This is a genomic window from Acinetobacter sp. S4400-12 (assembly GCF_024129495.1).
Taxonomy (GTDB): Bacteria; Pseudomonadota; Gammaproteobacteria; order Pseudomonadales; family Moraxellaceae; genus Acinetobacter; species Acinetobacter lwoffii_C.
In genome coordinates this window covers 18,810-35,122 of sequence record NZ_JAMXYB010000016.1, presented here as the reverse complement: position 1 = coordinate 35,122, position 16,313 = coordinate 18,810, and the positions used below count along the sequence as shown (strand labels likewise).

General features: G+C 44.2%; 14 protein-coding genes and 1 pseudogene. 7 read left to right on the top strand and 8 right to left on the bottom strand.

Features of this window, described 5'->3' with window-relative positions:
- Nucleotides 1–195 precede the first annotated feature (195 nt).
- The 3 genes from NI461_RS08250 to NI461_RS08240 all read left to right on the top strand — a co-directional run bounded on the left by NI461_RS08250 (nucleotide 196) and on the right by NI461_RS08240 (nucleotide 3,666).
- On the top strand, nucleotides 196–1,320 hold the full coding sequence (locus NI461_RS08250) for a CaiB/BaiF CoA-transferase family protein (RefSeq protein WP_253156997.1): 1,125 nt from the start codon (nucleotides 196–198) through the stop codon (nucleotides 1,318–1,320).
- 224 nt (nucleotides 1,321–1,544) lie between these two features.
- Nucleotides 1,545–3,188, top strand: a complete 1,644-nt coding sequence (locus NI461_RS08245) for a nitrite/sulfite reductase (RefSeq protein WP_253156995.1) — start codon at nucleotides 1,545–1,547, stop codon at nucleotides 3,186–3,188.
- The gene (locus tag NI461_RS08240) at nucleotides 3,181–3,666 is read left to right on the top strand and encodes a DUF934 domain-containing protein (RefSeq protein ID WP_151204509.1); all 486 of its coding nucleotides are present in this window, start codon (nucleotides 3,181–3,183) and stop codon (nucleotides 3,664–3,666) included. Before NI461_RS08245 ends, NI461_RS08240 begins: the two co-directional genes overlap by 8 nt.
- A 48-nt stretch (nucleotides 3,667–3,714) precedes the next feature.
- On the opposite strand, the pseudogene NI461_RS08235 reads toward NI461_RS08240, so the two are convergent.
- From NI461_RS08235 to NI461_RS08225, 3 genes and pseudogenes are all read right to left on the bottom strand, one after another.
- Nucleotides 3,715–4,142 (bottom strand): annotated as a pseudogene (locus tag NI461_RS08235) (VOC family protein).
- 159 nt (nucleotides 4,143–4,301) lie between these two features.
- On the bottom strand, nucleotides 4,302–5,477 hold the full coding sequence (locus NI461_RS08230; protein ID WP_253156993.1) for a thiolase family protein: 1,176 nt from the start codon (nucleotides 5,475–5,477) through the stop codon (nucleotides 4,302–4,304).
- A 112-nt stretch (nucleotides 5,478–5,589) separates the two neighbouring features.
- Nucleotides 5,590–6,111 carry a GspH/FimT family protein gene (locus NI461_RS08225; protein WP_174660227.1) on the bottom strand — a complete coding sequence of 174 codons (522 nt, stop codon included), beginning with the start codon at nucleotides 6,109–6,111 and terminating at the stop codon, nucleotides 5,590–5,592.
- A gap of 362 nt (nucleotides 6,112–6,473) precedes the next feature.
- Here NI461_RS08225 and omp38 point away from each other — a divergent pair, with 362 nt between their 5' ends.
- Entirely contained in the window at nucleotides 6,474–7,541 is a 1,068-nt protein-coding gene (gene omp38, locus NI461_RS08220; RefSeq protein WP_253156991.1) for an outer membrane protein Omp38, read from the top strand.
- 99 nt (nucleotides 7,542–7,640) lie between these two features.
- Nucleotides 7,641–8,174 carry a peptidase C39 gene (locus NI461_RS08215; protein WP_253156989.1) on the top strand — a complete coding sequence of 178 codons (534 nt, stop codon included), beginning with the start codon at nucleotides 7,641–7,643 and terminating at the stop codon, nucleotides 8,172–8,174.
- Nucleotides 8,175–8,229: 55 nt separating this feature from the next.
- On the opposite strand, the gene NI461_RS08210 is transcribed toward NI461_RS08215, so the two are convergent.
- From NI461_RS08210 to NI461_RS08200, 3 genes are all read right to left on the bottom strand, one after another.
- Nucleotides 8,230–9,696: an amino acid permease gene (locus NI461_RS08210; RefSeq protein WP_253152869.1), complete on the bottom strand. Its 1,467-nt coding sequence runs from the start codon at nucleotides 9,694–9,696 to the stop codon at nucleotides 8,230–8,232.
- Nucleotides 9,696–10,730, bottom strand: coding sequence for a methyltransferase (locus NI461_RS08205; protein WP_253156987.1), 1,035 nt, complete (start codon nucleotides 10,728–10,730; stop codon nucleotides 9,696–9,698). The genes NI461_RS08210 and NI461_RS08205 overlap by 1 nt, the downstream gene beginning before the upstream one ends.
- A 66-nt stretch (nucleotides 10,731–10,796) precedes the next feature.
- A complete protein-coding gene (locus NI461_RS08200; protein ID WP_253156985.1) occupies nucleotides 10,797–12,167 on the bottom strand; it encodes a uracil-xanthine permease family protein in 1,371 nt (456 codons plus the stop codon).
- A 172-nt stretch (nucleotides 12,168–12,339) separates the two neighbouring features.
- Between NI461_RS08200 and typA the strand changes: the two genes are divergently transcribed.
- Nucleotides 12,340–14,175, top strand: a complete 1,836-nt coding sequence (typA, locus tag NI461_RS08195) for a translational GTPase TypA (RefSeq protein ID WP_151204517.1) — start codon at nucleotides 12,340–12,342, stop codon at nucleotides 14,173–14,175.
- A gap of 177 nt (nucleotides 14,176–14,352) precedes the next feature.
- Entirely contained in the window at nucleotides 14,353–14,790 is a 438-nt protein-coding gene (mscL, locus tag NI461_RS08190) for a large conductance mechanosensitive channel protein MscL (protein ID WP_253156983.1), read from the top strand.
- A 112-nt stretch (nucleotides 14,791–14,902) separates the two neighbouring features.
- On the opposite strand, the gene NI461_RS08185 is transcribed toward mscL, so the two are convergent.
- Nucleotides 14,903–15,187, bottom strand: a complete 285-nt coding sequence (locus NI461_RS08185; protein WP_253152867.1) for a peptidylprolyl isomerase — start codon at nucleotides 15,185–15,187, stop codon at nucleotides 14,903–14,905.
- Entirely contained in the window at nucleotides 15,184–16,038 is an 855-nt protein-coding gene (mutM, locus tag NI461_RS08180) for a bifunctional DNA-formamidopyrimidine glycosylase/DNA-(apurinic or apyrimidinic site) lyase (protein ID WP_253156981.1), read from the bottom strand. Before mutM ends, NI461_RS08185 begins: the two co-directional genes overlap by 4 nt.
- Nucleotides 16,039–16,313: the final 275 nt, after the last annotated feature.

The following is a 16,313-nucleotide window of genomic DNA, read 5'->3' as shown; positions in this document are numbered from 1 at the left end:
CTTTAATGTTCACTAATATTTGACCTAAATGACAAAAAATAATAAATCAATGGCAATTTACAAGAAAGCAATTACCATTTTCTTACATGGTAAATTGCCGAAACTATCAAGGTAAATGGCTGAACATGACATTGTTTTCTGGTTTTTATGTTTTATGATAAGGCAAAAAGCAATATAAGTAGAGTAAAAACTCCAATGTCCTATGCGCTAAAAGGATTGAAAGTCCTCGATTTTTCTACATTACTACCGGGCCCGTTTGCCACTTTATATCTTGCAGATCTAGGTGCAGAGGTTGTGCATATTGAATCACCGACCCGGCCTGATCTGGTCCGTTTGATGCCGCCTTTTGCACATGGGCAGGCGACTACCCATAGTTATCTGAACCGAAACAAGCATTCTGTGGCACTGGATTTGAAGAATCCGGAGCATCTTGAGCAGGTCCGGATGAGAATTGCAGATTATGACATTGTGGTTGAACAATTTCGTCCAGGCGTGATGCAGCGGCTTGGCCTGGATTATCCAAGTCTCAGTGCTCTCAATCCTCGTCTGATCTATTGTTCGATTACCGGTTATGGCCAGACTGGCTCTTATAAAAACCGGGCGGGACATGATATTAACTATCTGGCTCTATCAGGAATTGCCGGGCATAGTGGCCGGATGGAAAGTGGACCACCGGCAATGGGTATCCAGATTGCCGATGTTGCGGGTGGGTCCATGCATGCGCTAGTTGCAATTCTGGCCGCCGTGATTGAACGGCAGAGCAGTGGCCAGGGGCAATATATTGATATTTCCATGACCGATTGCGCTGCGACCTTAAATAATATGGCAGCTTCAGCCAGTCTGGCAGCTAACCAGCATCAGCAGGCCGAATCGGGCTATTTAAATGGCGGCACATTGTATGACTATTATCAGACGCAGGATGGACGTTATCTGTCGATTGGCAGTCTGGAACCGCAGTTCATGCAAGGGCTGGCACAGTTGCTGGAGCTGCCGATCATTTTGGAAAAAGGAACCTCTTTTGCTCCTGAAGATCATGCTCAGGTCAAGCAGGCCATTCAAGACAAAATCCGCTCCCAGCCTTTAGCCCACTGGCAAATGCTGTTTGCTCAGGCGGATGTGTGTGTCGAGCCGGTATTAAAACTGGAGGAAGCCTTGCACTCCGAACTGGCGCAGCAACGGGGATGGGTCGTACAGGTACCTCTGAAAATGAATGATTCTGAACAAAGCCAAGCCCAGCTGGCTTGTCCAATCAAATTTTCGCGCTCAGCCATGCGTTATGATTTTATCGGTCAGACTCTGGGAGAAAAGCAGAACTGGTAATTTAAACCCAAGTTAACTTCTTTATGAAAATAAATGCTAAAGATCTCATAAATAAATCATTTAGCTAAAAAAACAGCAGAAGTGACGCTAAAGCTTTATATCATTGAATCTACGGTAGGCTTATCAATAAAATCGCTATGAAATATGTATAAAAAGCATTTTATTGATAGTTTTAATCTCGCTATCCTTGCCAGCGATATAATAGAAACTACTAGCTGTACGCCATGTATTTATATACTGATTTCGATCAGCAACTGATTAATGAACGTGTTGCACAGTTCCGTGACCAGACGGAACGTTATTTAGCGGGCAAATTGACGGAAGAAGAATACCGTCCGCTCCGCCTCCAAAATGGTCTTTATGTCCAACGTTATGCACCGATGCTGCGTATCGCGGTACCGTACGGCCTGATGAATTCTAAGCAGCTGCGTAAAGTGGCTGATCTGGCTCAAGAATATGACCGTGGCTATGCGCATATCACCACCCGTCAGAATATCCAGTTTAACTGGCCAGCGCTGGAAAATGTACCAGACATGCTGGCGGAACTCGCGACGGTACAGATGCACGCGATTCAGACCTCAGGCAACTGTATCCGAAATACTACAACGGACCAGTATGCCGGTGTGGTGGCGGGTGAAATTGCTGATCCGCGTCCGACCTGTGAACTGATCCGCCAGTGGTCAACTTTCCATCCGGAATTCGCCTTTTTGCCACGTAAATTCAAGATTGCCGTATCTGCACTTGAAGAAATTGACCGCGCAGCCACTGCATTCCATGATATTGGAGTCTATATCGTAAAAAATGCAGCAGGTGAAATCGGCTATAAAATTAAAGTCGGTGGTGGCTTGGGCCGTACGCCAGTGATTGGCAGCTTTATTCGTGAGTTCTTGCCACGTGAAGATTTAATAGCCTATCTTGAAGCTGTCCTGCGCGTGTATAATCTGCATGGCCGCCGTGACAATAAATACAAAGCGCGTATCAAGATTTTGGTGAAAGCATTAACACCGCAAGTATTTGCCGAGAAAGTTGAAGCTGAATTTACACATACAGTGAAAACCCTGAAAATTGATGCAGACACCTTGGCGAAAATGGATGAGAATTTCACGCCATTTGACTATCAAGACTATGCAGATGAAGACTTCACTGAGCTGTTTGCACAACATCCAAAGTTCAAGCAATGGTTCAACATCAATACCAATGCACACAAAGTCACCGGCTATCGTATAGTCACGATTTCCCTGAAACGTGCGGGCATTGCGCCGGGTGATGTTTCGACTGAAGAAATGCAGCTGATTGCAGATCTTGCAGACAAGTATACCTTCGGTGAACTGCGTACCACGCATGAGCAAAATATTGCATTGGTAGATGTACCGCAAAAAGACCTGTTCGAGTTATGGCAGACTCTGGATCAGCATAATTTGGCGCGTGCGCATATCGGTTTCTTGACTGACATCATCTGCTGTCCAGGTGGCGATTTCTGTTCATTGGCGAATGCCAAATCGATTCCGATTTCTGAAGCGATTTCACGCCGTTTTGATGATTTAGATACCATTTATAACTTGGGTAAACTCGATCTGAATATCTCAGGCTGTATGAATGCCTGTGGTCATCACCATGTGGGTAATATCGGTATTTTAGGGGTCGACAAAAAAGGTGTTGAGTTCTACCAGATTACGCTTGGTGGAAATGCAGACCACGATGCTTCGATCGGTGACATCTTGGGGCCATCATTCGCTGCCGACGTCGTACCGGATATTGTAGAAGAAATTCTGAATACCTATCTGGATTTACGTCAAGAAGGCGAGGAGTTTATTGATACGTATCGCCGTATCGGCATCAAACCATTCAAGGAGCGTGCATATGCTTAATACCGCACTACCTGTGCTCTCTAAAGATGGCACGATTGCCGACAACACATATCGACTCATTGGTGAAGATGGTGCATTGCCACAGGGTGATGTGGTGCTGACTGTCGAACAGTTAGACCAGATTGCCAATGTTTCTGGTAAAAAAGCATTGTACCTAACGGTTGATGCTTCGCCTGAAACCCATGAATTTCCGCTTGACCAACTTGATGCTATTTTTATTGAGTTTGCAGGTTTCAATGATGGCCGTGGTTATTCATTTGCTGCATTGCTGCGCCGTCAAGGTTTCCAGGGCGAGCTGCGTGCGACTGGTGATGTGTTCAAAGACGTTTTGAACTACATGAAGCGTTCTGGTTTTGATACTTTCGTGATTAAAGAAGGTAAGGATATTCAGGAAGCGGCTGCTGGCTTAGGTGATTTTACTAACCCATATCAGGCCTCCACTGCGGTATCAGAAGCGCGCTATCAAACAGGTGCTTAATCGGCACTGACTTAAAAAGCCTCCATACGGAGGCTTTTTTTATTCTGCTCAAGGTGTTGGGTCTATTTCCAGTTGACAATTGATCATCCAGTGAATTCCAAACTGATCGCTAAAGGCGCCATAGAGCGCACCCCAGAAAGGTTTTTTCCAGCGGCATTTCATTTCACCCTATGCCGATAAGGCATCTGCCTCCAGATGAATAGAAATGTAGTGACTATTCCCTGGCGTGAACACGGTATTGGTTTGCGCGCAAAATTTATCATTCGCATCGGATGCCATCAATTCTGTATCCTCATTCATAGGTACAGCAATATGCAGAATCAGATTTTTATCGCCATCAGAAAGGTTCATCCCTTCTTCAGCAGAAATATCTCCATAACGATCAGCGTTGAAAACTCACCGCCAAACACGGAACGGTAGAAGCGAAAGGCTGCTTCGGTGTTAGCTTGAAAATTGGGATAGTGATGGAGTCGCATGACAGGACTCCTTTTGTATTGTGCTCTTTTAGTCTAAGCAGCTTTGACTCATCTTGCATAAGGAAAACTACTAAAAATGTAAGCGAAAAAATCCTCCAGATTAGGAGGATTTTTAACTCCCTCTCCATGGGAGAGGGATGGATGGGGTAAGGGTAGAGGTTAAAGTAATTCAATCGCCACCGCAGTTGCTTCACCGCCACCGATACAGAGTGCAGCAATGCCTTTCTTGCCACCTGTACGTTTTAGCGCATGAATCAAAGTCAAGATAATACGGGAGCCTGTAGAACCAACCGGATGACCAAGTGCACACGCGCCACCGTTGATGTTGACTTTTTCTGGATCCAGCTTGAACTCATCCATTGGGCACATAGTGACCATGGCAAAAGCTTCATTAATTTCCCAAAGATCTACATCTTCAGTAGTCCAGCCAGTTTTATCCAGTACTTTTTGAATTGCCCCGACTGGCGCAATGGTAAACTCAGATGGATGTTGAGAATTCGATGCATAGGCAACAATTTTGGCTAAAGGCTTTAAACCTTTTGCTGCTGCATTGTCAGCCGAGGTAATTACTAGAGCTGATGCACCATCTGAAATCGAGCTGGCATTGGCTGCAGTAATCGTACCGTCTTTGGCAAAAGCAGGGCGGAGCGTTGGAATTTTATCGATATTGGCATTAAATGGCTGTTCATCTTTATCAACCACCACATCGCCTTTACGGGTAGACACTGTTACGGGTACGATTTCATCACTAAAGTAGCCTGCATTGACAGCGTTCTGCGCGCGCTTCAAGGAACGGATTGCAAAGTCATCCATCTGTTCACGTGTATAGCCCTTTGTATTGGCCATATCCTGAGCAAAAGAACCCATCAGGCGACCTGTTTCAGCATCTTCCAGACCGTCCAGGAACATATGGTCTTTAATTTCGCCATGCCCCATACGGAAGCCGCCACGAGCTTTGGCCAAGACATACGGTGCATTGGTCATGGATTCCATACCACCCGCAACCACAATGTCAGCAGAGCCGGCTTTAATCATATCGGCTGCCTGCATAACAGCCTTCATGCCTGAACCGCACAGCTTGTTAATGGTGACGGCACCTGTTGAATCAGGAAGACCCGCTTGACGCATAGCCTGACGAGCAGGTCCCTGTTTTAATCCAGCCGGGAGTACACAACCCATGATGACTTCTTCAATATCGCCTGGCTGCAAGCCGGCACGTGCAATGGCTTCCTTAATGGTTACCGCCCCGAGTTCAGGTGCAGTAACACTGGCTAGGCTGCCTTGAAAACCGCCCATTGCGGTACGTGCACCATTGACAATTACGATGTCAGTCATTGTTATATCTCCGTATGTGTTTTAATCAATTTTTTTCCAACTCAAGCAGTATAGGATAAAAAAAACAGGATTAAAGCTTTAATCATCACGAAATATAGACTGTAGGGTTTCCTTAGCAGCTAGACAGATGTTCAATCCGTAGATGCCCCATTTTGCTCAATACAATGCGTTGCTGAGCGGCTTGATAAGTAGAACAGTAATAAAAGCTGCCATTTGATCCAATCGGTAAGCCTGTATTGGATTGATAAGTAATACTAGGTGTACGTAGAGTACCCCGCCAGCTTAAGTTACCGTATTTAAGGTTTAATTGATCAATATGTAAAATATGTTCGCCTGGATCTACTTGACGGTTCCTATTTCTATCTATAAATACAATCAAGCTTTTATTCCATTGCGTTGGATGACAAGTTAAGGCATCCTGACTAGGACAGATCACTACATTTTGGTGCAGTACAGCTGCCTGGCTACGTGCAAAGCGATTTATGGAAAATAATTTAGCCGGAATAGCTTTGGCTTCTTGTCTGGAAAAGTAGCCATGAGCGTAAGGTAGTGCGATTGTCACCATAATTGCGATCAGCGCAATACAGATAATCAGTTCTACAAGCGTAAATGCTCTTGTTATTTTTATATACATAGAGTTACCTGAATTATATATTTTTTTATAAGAAATATGTTATTAATTATGCGTTTTTAGGCTGTATTGAATATTTTTAAAGAGTTCAAATAAGCCGTCAAAAAATAAATTGGTACTTAAAATAGGTGATTTGCGCTGTGAAATTGAGTAAAAAATTACCGAATTACAACGGAAATTGTAAGTAATTTTGTCAATAATTTACTTGATTAAATTAATCAAGCACTTGGAAAAATAATAAAGTGTTTGTATGATGCCATGTGAATAGCTTAAAAATAAAACTGGGGTAAAAAAGCCTATCTCAGGGTGGCCTAATATCAGGGCCTGAGCTTGAACAACAATTGTTATCTCTGGAGGATAAATCCATGAAAATGAGTCGTATTGCTTTAGCAATGCTTGTAGCAGCTCCTTTTGCTGCTGCAAACGCAGGCGTAACTGTTACTCCACTAATGTTAGGTTACACATTCCAAGACACCCAGCACAACAACGGTGGTGATGATGGTGAACTGACAACTTCTGGTCAAATGGAAGATGATTTATTTGTGGGTGCTGCACTTGGTGTTGAATTAACTCCATGGTTAGGTTTTGAAGCTGAATATAGCCAAGTAAAAGGCGATATGACAGATCTACCTGGTGCGGAATACAAAGGTCAGAACATTGCAGGTAACTTCTATGCAACTTCTGATGTATTCACTGGTAACTACGACAGCAAAGTTAAGCCATACATGCTTTTAGGTGCTGGTCACTACAAATATGAATTCGATGGTGCTACTGAAGATCAATTAGGTCGTGAAGGTCGTGGTTTTAAAGAAGAAGGTACTCTAGGTAACGCGGGTATCGGTGCGTTCTGGCACATCAACGATGCATTGGCACTACGTACTGAAGCTCGTGGTACTTACCACTTTGACGAAAAATTCTGGAACTATACAGCGCTTGCTGGTCTTAACGTAGTTCTAGGTGGCCGTCTGAAACCAGCTGCTCCAGTTGTAGAAGTTGCTCCAGTTGAGCCAGTAGCTCCAGTAGCTCCAGCTCCACAAGAGTTGACTGAAGACCTGAACATGGAACTTCGCGTATTCTTTGATACTAACAAGTCAAACATCAAAGACCAGTACAAGCCAGAAATCGCTAAAGTTGCTGAGAAACTGGTTGAATATCCAAACGCAACTGCACGTATCGAAGGTCACACTGACAACACTGGTCCACGTGCATTGAACGAACGTTTATCTCTAGCTCGTGCTAACTCTGTGAAGTCTGCACTTGTAAATGAATACAATGTTGATGCAGCCCGTTTGTCTACTCAAGGTTTCGCTTGGGATCAACCGATTGCTGACAACAACACTAAAGAAGGTCGTGCTATGAACCGTCGCGTATTCGCGACAATCACTGGTAGCCGTACTGTACTAGTGGAAGGCGAACAGCAAACAGCTCAATAATTTATTATTGAATGTTAAAAGGCGGCTCATATGAGCCGCCTTTTTTTATATTGATTTTTTGCCTACACTTGTCTTTCTGAAATTGAATTGAGTAAAGACATGAGTGTGGAAATTCCTGAGGATTTGCAAAAGCTGGAGGCCAATAGCGGAATTTTTGCAATCTGGATGATCTTTCATCATTATGGTATTGATTTACATATTCCAGACTTGGTGCAATTGATTTGCCATGATAATGAGATGGGAGCTTCGAGTATTGCATTAGCAGTGGCTTTAAGTACACTCGGATTGGATGTGAATTTCTATACAGAACCCGATCTCGATAAACAGCCGATAGAAGTCGACTTTTATCAGAAAGCCGAAAAACTCAAACTTCCTGTGCACGAGTTTCCTCTTGCTTATGCGGATATTCAAGCTTATGTAGAACAGGGCACTTTTGTTATTGTGTTTTATGACACTTTAGAGGGTGTGGGAAATCATTCTTTAATTTATGACATCAATGCAAATGAAATCAGCTTCTTTGATAGTTTTGAGCCAATGTCCAAAGAGGTGTTTGAACAGCAGCGCCGGGTAGAGGGGATTTGTCAGCAGGTCATTGTGATTGATGACCGTCATTTTGTCATGCGGCATAATTAATCTAAAAATATAAAAAAAAGCAGCTATTTAAGCTGCTTTTTTAGATCACAAGAAATTATTCATTCCGATCAACTTTCATGGGCTGCACATCCATCTCCTGATAGGAAATCAGCTTGGTATTGTATTTCCATTTATAGCCCAGCCAGATGACCAGGAATAACAGGATGCCGATATAAGTTGACAATACGGCCAGCCATTCCCCTTCCAGAACCGCCTGATAGTTCTGACCGAGAACCACAATGGCACAAAGCGTAAATGCAAACCAAGGTGCGAAAGGGAAGAACTTGGCACGATAAGCCAGCTCATCCAGTTTATAGCCTTGTGCAATATAGCCTTTGCGGAAGCGGTAATGCGAAACTGCAATTCCTAGCCAGACAATAAAACCACACATGCCTGACATATTTAACAGCCAGTTAAATACTTGTTCTTCACCGATAAAAGTCGTCAAGAAACATAGGGCAGCAATCGCTGTGGTGGCATAGAGCGCGTTCATGGGTACACCACGAGCATCGAGTAGGCCAAATATTTTTGGTGCACTGCCTTTACGTGCCATATCAAATAACATGCGGGTAGAGGAATACATGCCAGAGTTACCTGCCGATAAAATTGCAGTTAGAATCACGGCATTCATCACACTGGCTGCAAAAGCAAAACCGGCCTGCTCATACAGAAGGGTAAAGGGTGAAAGCGCAATATTATCTGTAGCGGCAGCCTGTAAAAGACGTGGATCATCATAGGCAATCAAGGTGCCGATAATGAAAATACAGACGATATAAAATAGCAAGATACGCCAGAAAATTTGTTTGATGGCAATTGGAATGGTCTTTTTCGGATCTTTGGATTCTCCCGCTGCCACTCCCACCATTTCAGTCCCCTGAAAAGAGAATCCGGCAATCATCGCTACACCAATAAGGGCCGATAATCCCCCTACAAAGGGGGCTTCTCCCTTGCTCCAATTTCCAAAGACGCTTACCTCAGGCGTCATCATAATTTTGAAAATCATGAAGATGCCAATGATGATGAACACGATAATGGCAAGAACCTTAACCAGCGAGAAGAGGAATTCAGATTCACCAAAACCTTTAACGGTCAAGGCATTAATTCCAAAGACCACGGCCAGGAAAATGGCGCTCCAATAGAAGCCGGGAATATCCGGAAACCAGAATTTCATAATGAACTGAACTGCAACCAGTTCAAAAGCAACAGTAATTGCCCAGTTGTACCAGTAGTTCCAGCCCAGTGCAAAACCAAAACCGCCTTCTACATATTTGGTGCCGTAGGTGAAAAATGCACCAGATGTCGGGTTGTGTGTGGCAAGTTCGCCTAAGCTGGTCATCAGAAAGTAAATCATGATGCCGATTAAGGCATAGGCCATGAGCGCACCCCCAGGGCCGGCATTTGCAATAGTTGCTCCTGAGGCCAGGAACAAACCGGTACCAATGGAACCGCCGATGGCAATCATGTTCAAATGACGAGCACTCAGCTTACGCTGCAGCTGTGGACTGTGTTGAGTTTCGCTCATCATGATTCCTTAAAGTTTTTTTGAGTGCTGGCAAACAGCACTTTAAAGCCGCTTTGATCCGCTTTAACCGTACACTGACCAAAACTTTGCTCAATTAAAGTTGGGTAATTTAAGAAGCGGTTCGCCACAATCCATAATTCACCACCGGACTTGAGGTGGCGACGTGCAGTTTTGCACAGGTTCTCGCTGGCATCATAGTGTGTCTGGATCCCTTGGTGAAAAGGAGGATTACTGACAATGGCATGTAAAAATAGCGGTGCATCTTCAATACCCGAAATGGCTTTGATTTCAAGCTGCTGCGGGCTTAGCTGATTTTTCTCGAAGGTCAGTTGTGTAGAGGCTAATGCAAAAGCATCTACATCCAGTGCAAAAATCCGATTTTCTGGATTCAGTTTAGCCAGATAGGCGCTCATCACACCGGCCCCACAGCCAAAATCAGCAATCTTGCCTGAGCTAACCTGATTCAGGTAAGGGAGAAGTACCGCAGTTCCTACATCCAGGCGATTTTGGCTAAACACGCCTGGAAGGGCGCACACCGTTAACTCTCCTTTAGGAGTCGGAACTGTATAGGTCTGAGCCCAGTCTGCCAAAGTTTTCGCTTCGACCGCGCAGTCTAAGGTTAATTGCCATAGTTGGCAATGACGCGCGCTATCGAGTTTAATGGCTTTACCATAGGCTTGTAATTGCTTTGCTGCCCGCTCTACGCCGCCTTTTTTTTCACCCACCAGAAAGATACTGCTTCCCTGTTTAAGCTGTACGGCTAGGTTATGAAGCAAATAATTGAGTAATTCTTTGGATTTGGGGACAAAGATAACAGCTTGATCAAATTCTCCTGCAGGAATTTCAGTGCCAAAATGGACCTCTGCCTGCCGTGCCTGAAAATACTGGTAATCATTAAAGTTCCATGTCCAGATTGAGGGCTGGATCGACTCACCAAACTCAGCAAGAAGCTCATCGGTCGGTGCATTCAGTAATAAAATCCGACCTGACAAATAATCGTATTGTCTTAATAAAACTTCGCTTTTAGGATCCATAGATCTTTCTCCAATAGAAAAAACACTGTCCAAGTGGGGCTTAAACAGTGTTTTCTGGACATGCAATTACTTCTTTGTTTCTGGAAGTACAATATTTAAAATAAGTGCAGCAATACCGCCGGTCGCTACGCCAGAACTAAAAATATTACGGAATAGTTCAGGTAAATGTTCCAGGATTTGCGGTACTTGTGCAACACCCAGACCAAGTGCTAGAGAAATCGCAATGATCAGCAGGGCACGACGGTCTAAATGGACGCCAGACAGAATATTGATCCCTGATGCAGCCACGGCACCGAACATCACCATCACGGCGCCCCCTAATACGGCTTGTGGAACAGCCTGAATAACACCAGCGACAGCAGGCAATAAACCCAGAATCACCAGAAGGGCTGCAATCCAGATACCAACGTAACGGCTAGCCACACCAGTCAGTTGAATGACGCCATTATTTTGCGCAAAGACTGAACTCGGGAAAGTGTTAAAGATACCAGCAAGCAGTGAGTTGGCACCATTGACCAGAACACCGCCTTTAATACGTTTCATCCATTCTGGACCATCGACAGGTTGGTTTGACAGCTTAGAAGTTGCCGTAATATCACCAATCGCCTCCAGCGAGGTTACCAGGTAGATAAACGCCATGGGAATAAACAAGCTCCAGGAGAAGTCCAGACCAAAGTGCATTGGGGTCGGAATTTGAACCAGAGGTGCATCTTTGAGACCGGAAAAATCCAGGTGACCCATGAAGCCTGCCAGAATATAGCCGACCACCAGTGCAATGAGAATGGCAGAGCTTTTTACCCAAGTAATACGTGCCCGGTTCAAGATAATAATCAGGGCCAGCACGGTGCATGACATGATGAGGTTGTCGGCATTGGCAAAAGTTTTATCGTTCATGGCCTGATAACCGCCCCCCATACTGATCAGACCTTCTTTGATTAAGGTCAAACCAATCAGCAGCACCACAATTCCAGTGACTAAAGGGGTAATCAGTTTTTTAATCCAGGGCAGAATTTGTGAAACGCCCATCTCAATGAAGGCACCTGCAATGACCACACCGAAAATAGCCGCCATTACTGATTCGACCGGTGTGCCCGCCGCCACCATGGCAGAACCAATCCCAATAATAGGACCAATGAAATTAAAACTGGTTCCTTGCACAATTAGCAGGCCGGCACCAAATGGGCCAACTTTTTTAGATTGTAGAAATGTAGCGATTCCCGAAATGACCAATGACATGGATAAAATCATGTTGGTATCTTCTTTCGACACACCCAGTGCCAGGCAGATGAGTAGGCCGGGGGTCACAATCGGGACAATAATTGCCAGGAGATGCTGGAAAGCGGCTAAAAAAGCAATAAAAGGTTTAGGACGATCTTCCAGACCATACACCAGGTCAAGTTGATCTTTTGAAGGGGGAGATTGATTAAAATCAGACATGTGTCAAAGAAAATTAAGGCTGAGTGGCGCTATTCTAATCGAGTTACACGCCTTTACAAACTAAATGGGGACATAAGGAGAAAAAAATTAGTCCTGTAAATAAACAGCCACTATAAAAAATTAGTATTTTTCTGTATAATCTGCCCTCAAATTACATACGCATTGAATTTACATGTCAGATATTAAAACTCTCCGTAACATCGCCATTATTGCGCACGTCGATCATGGTAAAACCACTCTTGTAGACAAACTTTTGCAACAATCAGGTGCTCTCGGTGATCGCGCGGGTGAGATTGAGCGTGTCATGGATTCGGGTGCTATCGAAAGTGAACGTGGTATTACCATTCTTGCAAAAAATACTGCAATCAAATGGTTAGACAAACGTACTGATACTGAATACCGTATTAACATTGTGGACACCCCGGGACACGCCGACTTCGGTGGTGAAGTTGAGCGTGTAATGTCGATGGTTGACTGTGTATTGCTGCTGGTTGACTCTCAGGAAGGTCCAATGCCGCAAACACGCTTTGTGACAGCAAAAGCCTTTGCGAGCGGTCTAAAGCCAATCGTGATCATCAACAAGGTTGACAAGCCAAGCGCGCGTCCAGACTGGGTTATCGACCAGGTATTCGATTTGTTCGATAACCTTGGTGCTTCTGACGAACAGTTAGACTTCCCGGTTGTTTATGCTTCAGGTCTTCGTGGTGTTGCTGGTCCTGCTCCGGATGAATTGGCTGAAGACATGACTCCGTTGTTCCAAACGATTGTAGACATCGTTGAACCACCAGCGGTTGACGTTGATGGTCCGTTCCAGATGCAAGTCTCTTCACTGGACTATAACAGTTTCGTAGGTGTCATCGGTGTTGGTCGTATCCAGCGCGGTTCGATCAAATTAAATACGCCAGTTACTGTTATTGATAAAGAAGGTAAGACGCGTAACGGCCGTATCCTGAAAATCATGGGTTATCATGGTTTAGATCGTGTGGATGTGGAGTCAGCATCTGCGGGTGATATCGTTTGTGTCACAGGTATCGATGCATTAAATATTTCTGACACGATTTGTGATCCGAAAGCTGTTGAAGCACTTCCTCCGCTTTCTGTAGACGAACCTACAGTGTCGATGACCTTCCAGGTCAATAACTCACCATTTGCTGGTAAAGAAGGTAAATTCGTTACTTCACGTAATATCCGTGAACGTCTAGACCGCGAATTGATTCATAACGTCGCATTACGTGTTGAAGATACTGACAGTCCGGACCGTTTTAAAGTGTCTGGTCGTGGTGAGCTGCATCTTTCTGTGTTGATCGAAAACATGCGTCGTGAAGGCTTCGAGATGGGTGTATCTCGTCCGCAAGTGATCATGAAAGAAATCGACGGTGAAATGCAAGAACCGTACGAAAACGTGACTTTCGACGTCGAAGATCAGCACCAAGGTGCTGTAATGGAACAAATGGGTCACCGTAAAGGCGAGTTAACCAATATGGAAGTTGACGGTAAAGGCCGTATCCGTATTGAAGCAACGATCCCTTCACGTGGCTTGATTGGTTTCCGTTCTGAATTCATGACCATGACTTCTGGTACAGGTATCATGACTTCAAGCTTCTCGCATTATGGTCCGGCGAAAGCAGGTACTGTTGCGAAACGTCAAAATGGTGTGCTGATTTCTATGGTTCAAGGCACTTGCTTGGGCTATGCATTATTCACCCTACAAGATCGTGGCCGTCTATTTGCTAAACCGCAATTAGAAGTTTATGAAGGTATGATCATTGGTATTAACTCTCGTTCTGACGATATGACAGTTAACCCGACCAAAGCAAAACAGTTAACGAACGTACGTGCATCGGGTACTGACGAAGCCTTGACGCTGACGCCAGCTATCGAATTCACACTTGAGCAAGCGCTTGAATTCATTGAAGATGACGAACTGGTTGAAGTAACACCGAAGTCAATCCGCATTCGTAAGCGTTACCTGACTGAAAACGAACGTAAACGTAATCGTGATAAATAATCTTTAGACGATTTATCAGATTAAATGAACCGTAATCTTCCTGGAGATTACGGTTTTTTATTTTTGGATAGCATCCAAGCGTAATTTACCAAAACCCAGTAAATTAAATAAAAATCAAAAGTCCTGCCTCATGTATAATTCAGGACAAAACTTGATAAGAGTAGGTTGAAATAAGTTATGAGTATTCTTCAGGAATTTAAGGAATTTGCTGTTAAAGGCAATGTGATGGACCTGGCGGTTGGTGTAATCATTGGCGGCGCTTTCAGTAAAATTATTGATTCTGCGGTTGCTGATTTAATTATGCCTTTTATCAGCTGGATTCTAGGTGGAGATGTTGATTATTCAAACTGGTTCCTGGTACTGGGCGATAATCCAAATAACATTACTAATCTGGCAGCCGCAAAAGAAGCTGGTTTAAATATTTTTGCCTATGGTAACTTCTTGACGATTCTGATTAATTTCATTTTATTGGCTTGGGTGGTGTTCTGGCTGGTTAAAGTGATGAACAAAATGCGCCGTAAGCAAGAGGCGGAGCCAGCACCTGCAGCAACCCCGGAAGATATTGCATTACTGCGTGAAATTCGGGATGAGTTGAAAAAGCGTCCTGAAGCTTAAGCGCTTGGGGCCTATATAAAAACGGCGCGTGGGGCGCCGTTTTTTATGCAAATGCTCATTTTTATCACTCAAAAGCTCTTTCTCTGCCACCAGTAGGAGGAAGAAGCCGGGCTTAAAAATCCATCCGGAATTTAATTTCCAGCAAGTGCCAGCCGAACTGACTTTTGATTGGGCCATGTAATTCGCGTTCTGGCAAACTAAACACGGCCTTATCTATTGGCCCAACCAGTTGGCCTTTTTTTACATCACCGAGTTCACCGCCTTTTTTTCCGGATGGGCAAGTGGAATGTTGTTTGGCAATTTTGGCAAAGTCTACACCGCCTTTAATTTTCTTTTTCAGTTGCTCGGCAGTGTCTTTATCTTTAACCAGAATATGACGGACGATAGCGGACTTCATGTTTTATTCCCCTGCATCACTGGCTTCGCAGCTAGCTTAACTGTTTTTAACGGCTGGCATTGTGGACAGAATACCGATGCACGCTGTCCCAGTTTGAGATTTTCAAGGGGGGTTTCACAGTTGACACACATCTCACCGGCACGGCCATAGGCCAGCAAGGTCTGCTGGAAATAACCGTTTTCACCCATGGCATTGGTATAGTCTTTGAGTGTCGAGCCACCGAGCTCAATCGCCTGCTTCAGAATGCGCTTGATTTCAAGGACCAGTTTTTCAACTTGACTTGGGCTTAGGTCTTTGGCGGGCTGGGCCGGATGAATGCCAAGATTAAACAGGCTCTCGGTTGCGTAGATATTGCCAACGCCCACCACGACATGGTTATCCATGATGGCAACTTTAATCGCAGTGTTTTTATTTTTTAATTTTTGCGCTAAATATGCAGCATCAAATGCTTCACTTAAAGGTTCAGGACCTAACGTATCAATCAACTTCGTTTGTGAATACTCATCTAGCCACAAAATACAGCCAAAACGGCGAGGGTCGTGATAACGTAATTCAAAATCTTCAAACTGGATAATTAAATGGTCATGTTTACGTAATTCTTCATGTGGTTTACAGAGGCGAAAACTGCCTGACATGCCCAGATGCCAGAGCATACTGTCGTTTTCAAACTCAGCCAGAATATATTTGGAACGACGGTTTAGTCCGATCAGACGCTGACCTTGCAATTTGGCCAGATCATTTGGAATCGGCCAGCGTAGGCTTGGCTGTCGTACTTCGACACGTAGCACTTTTTGCTCAACTAAGGGTAATAAACTGGTTTTGGTGGTTTCAACTTCTGGTAATTCAGGCATAACACATCAGCAACAGGAGAATGGTATTAATATTGGGTGATTTGAAAGGGATTGCAAGTGAATCACGTTGGGGAGTGAGAAAAATGACCGATCATTGCCGACTTAGTGCATTTTAAAATAGTGTGATGTTTGAATAGGTATTTATACTTTTTAATCACAAAGGATAAAAAAGACTGGAATTTAAAATTCATGCAACGCCGGGGCTGATATCAGCTTCGAACCTGCACGAGCTGGTGAATCCAGGTGCTACAAAAAATAAGGATGATATGCCGGTC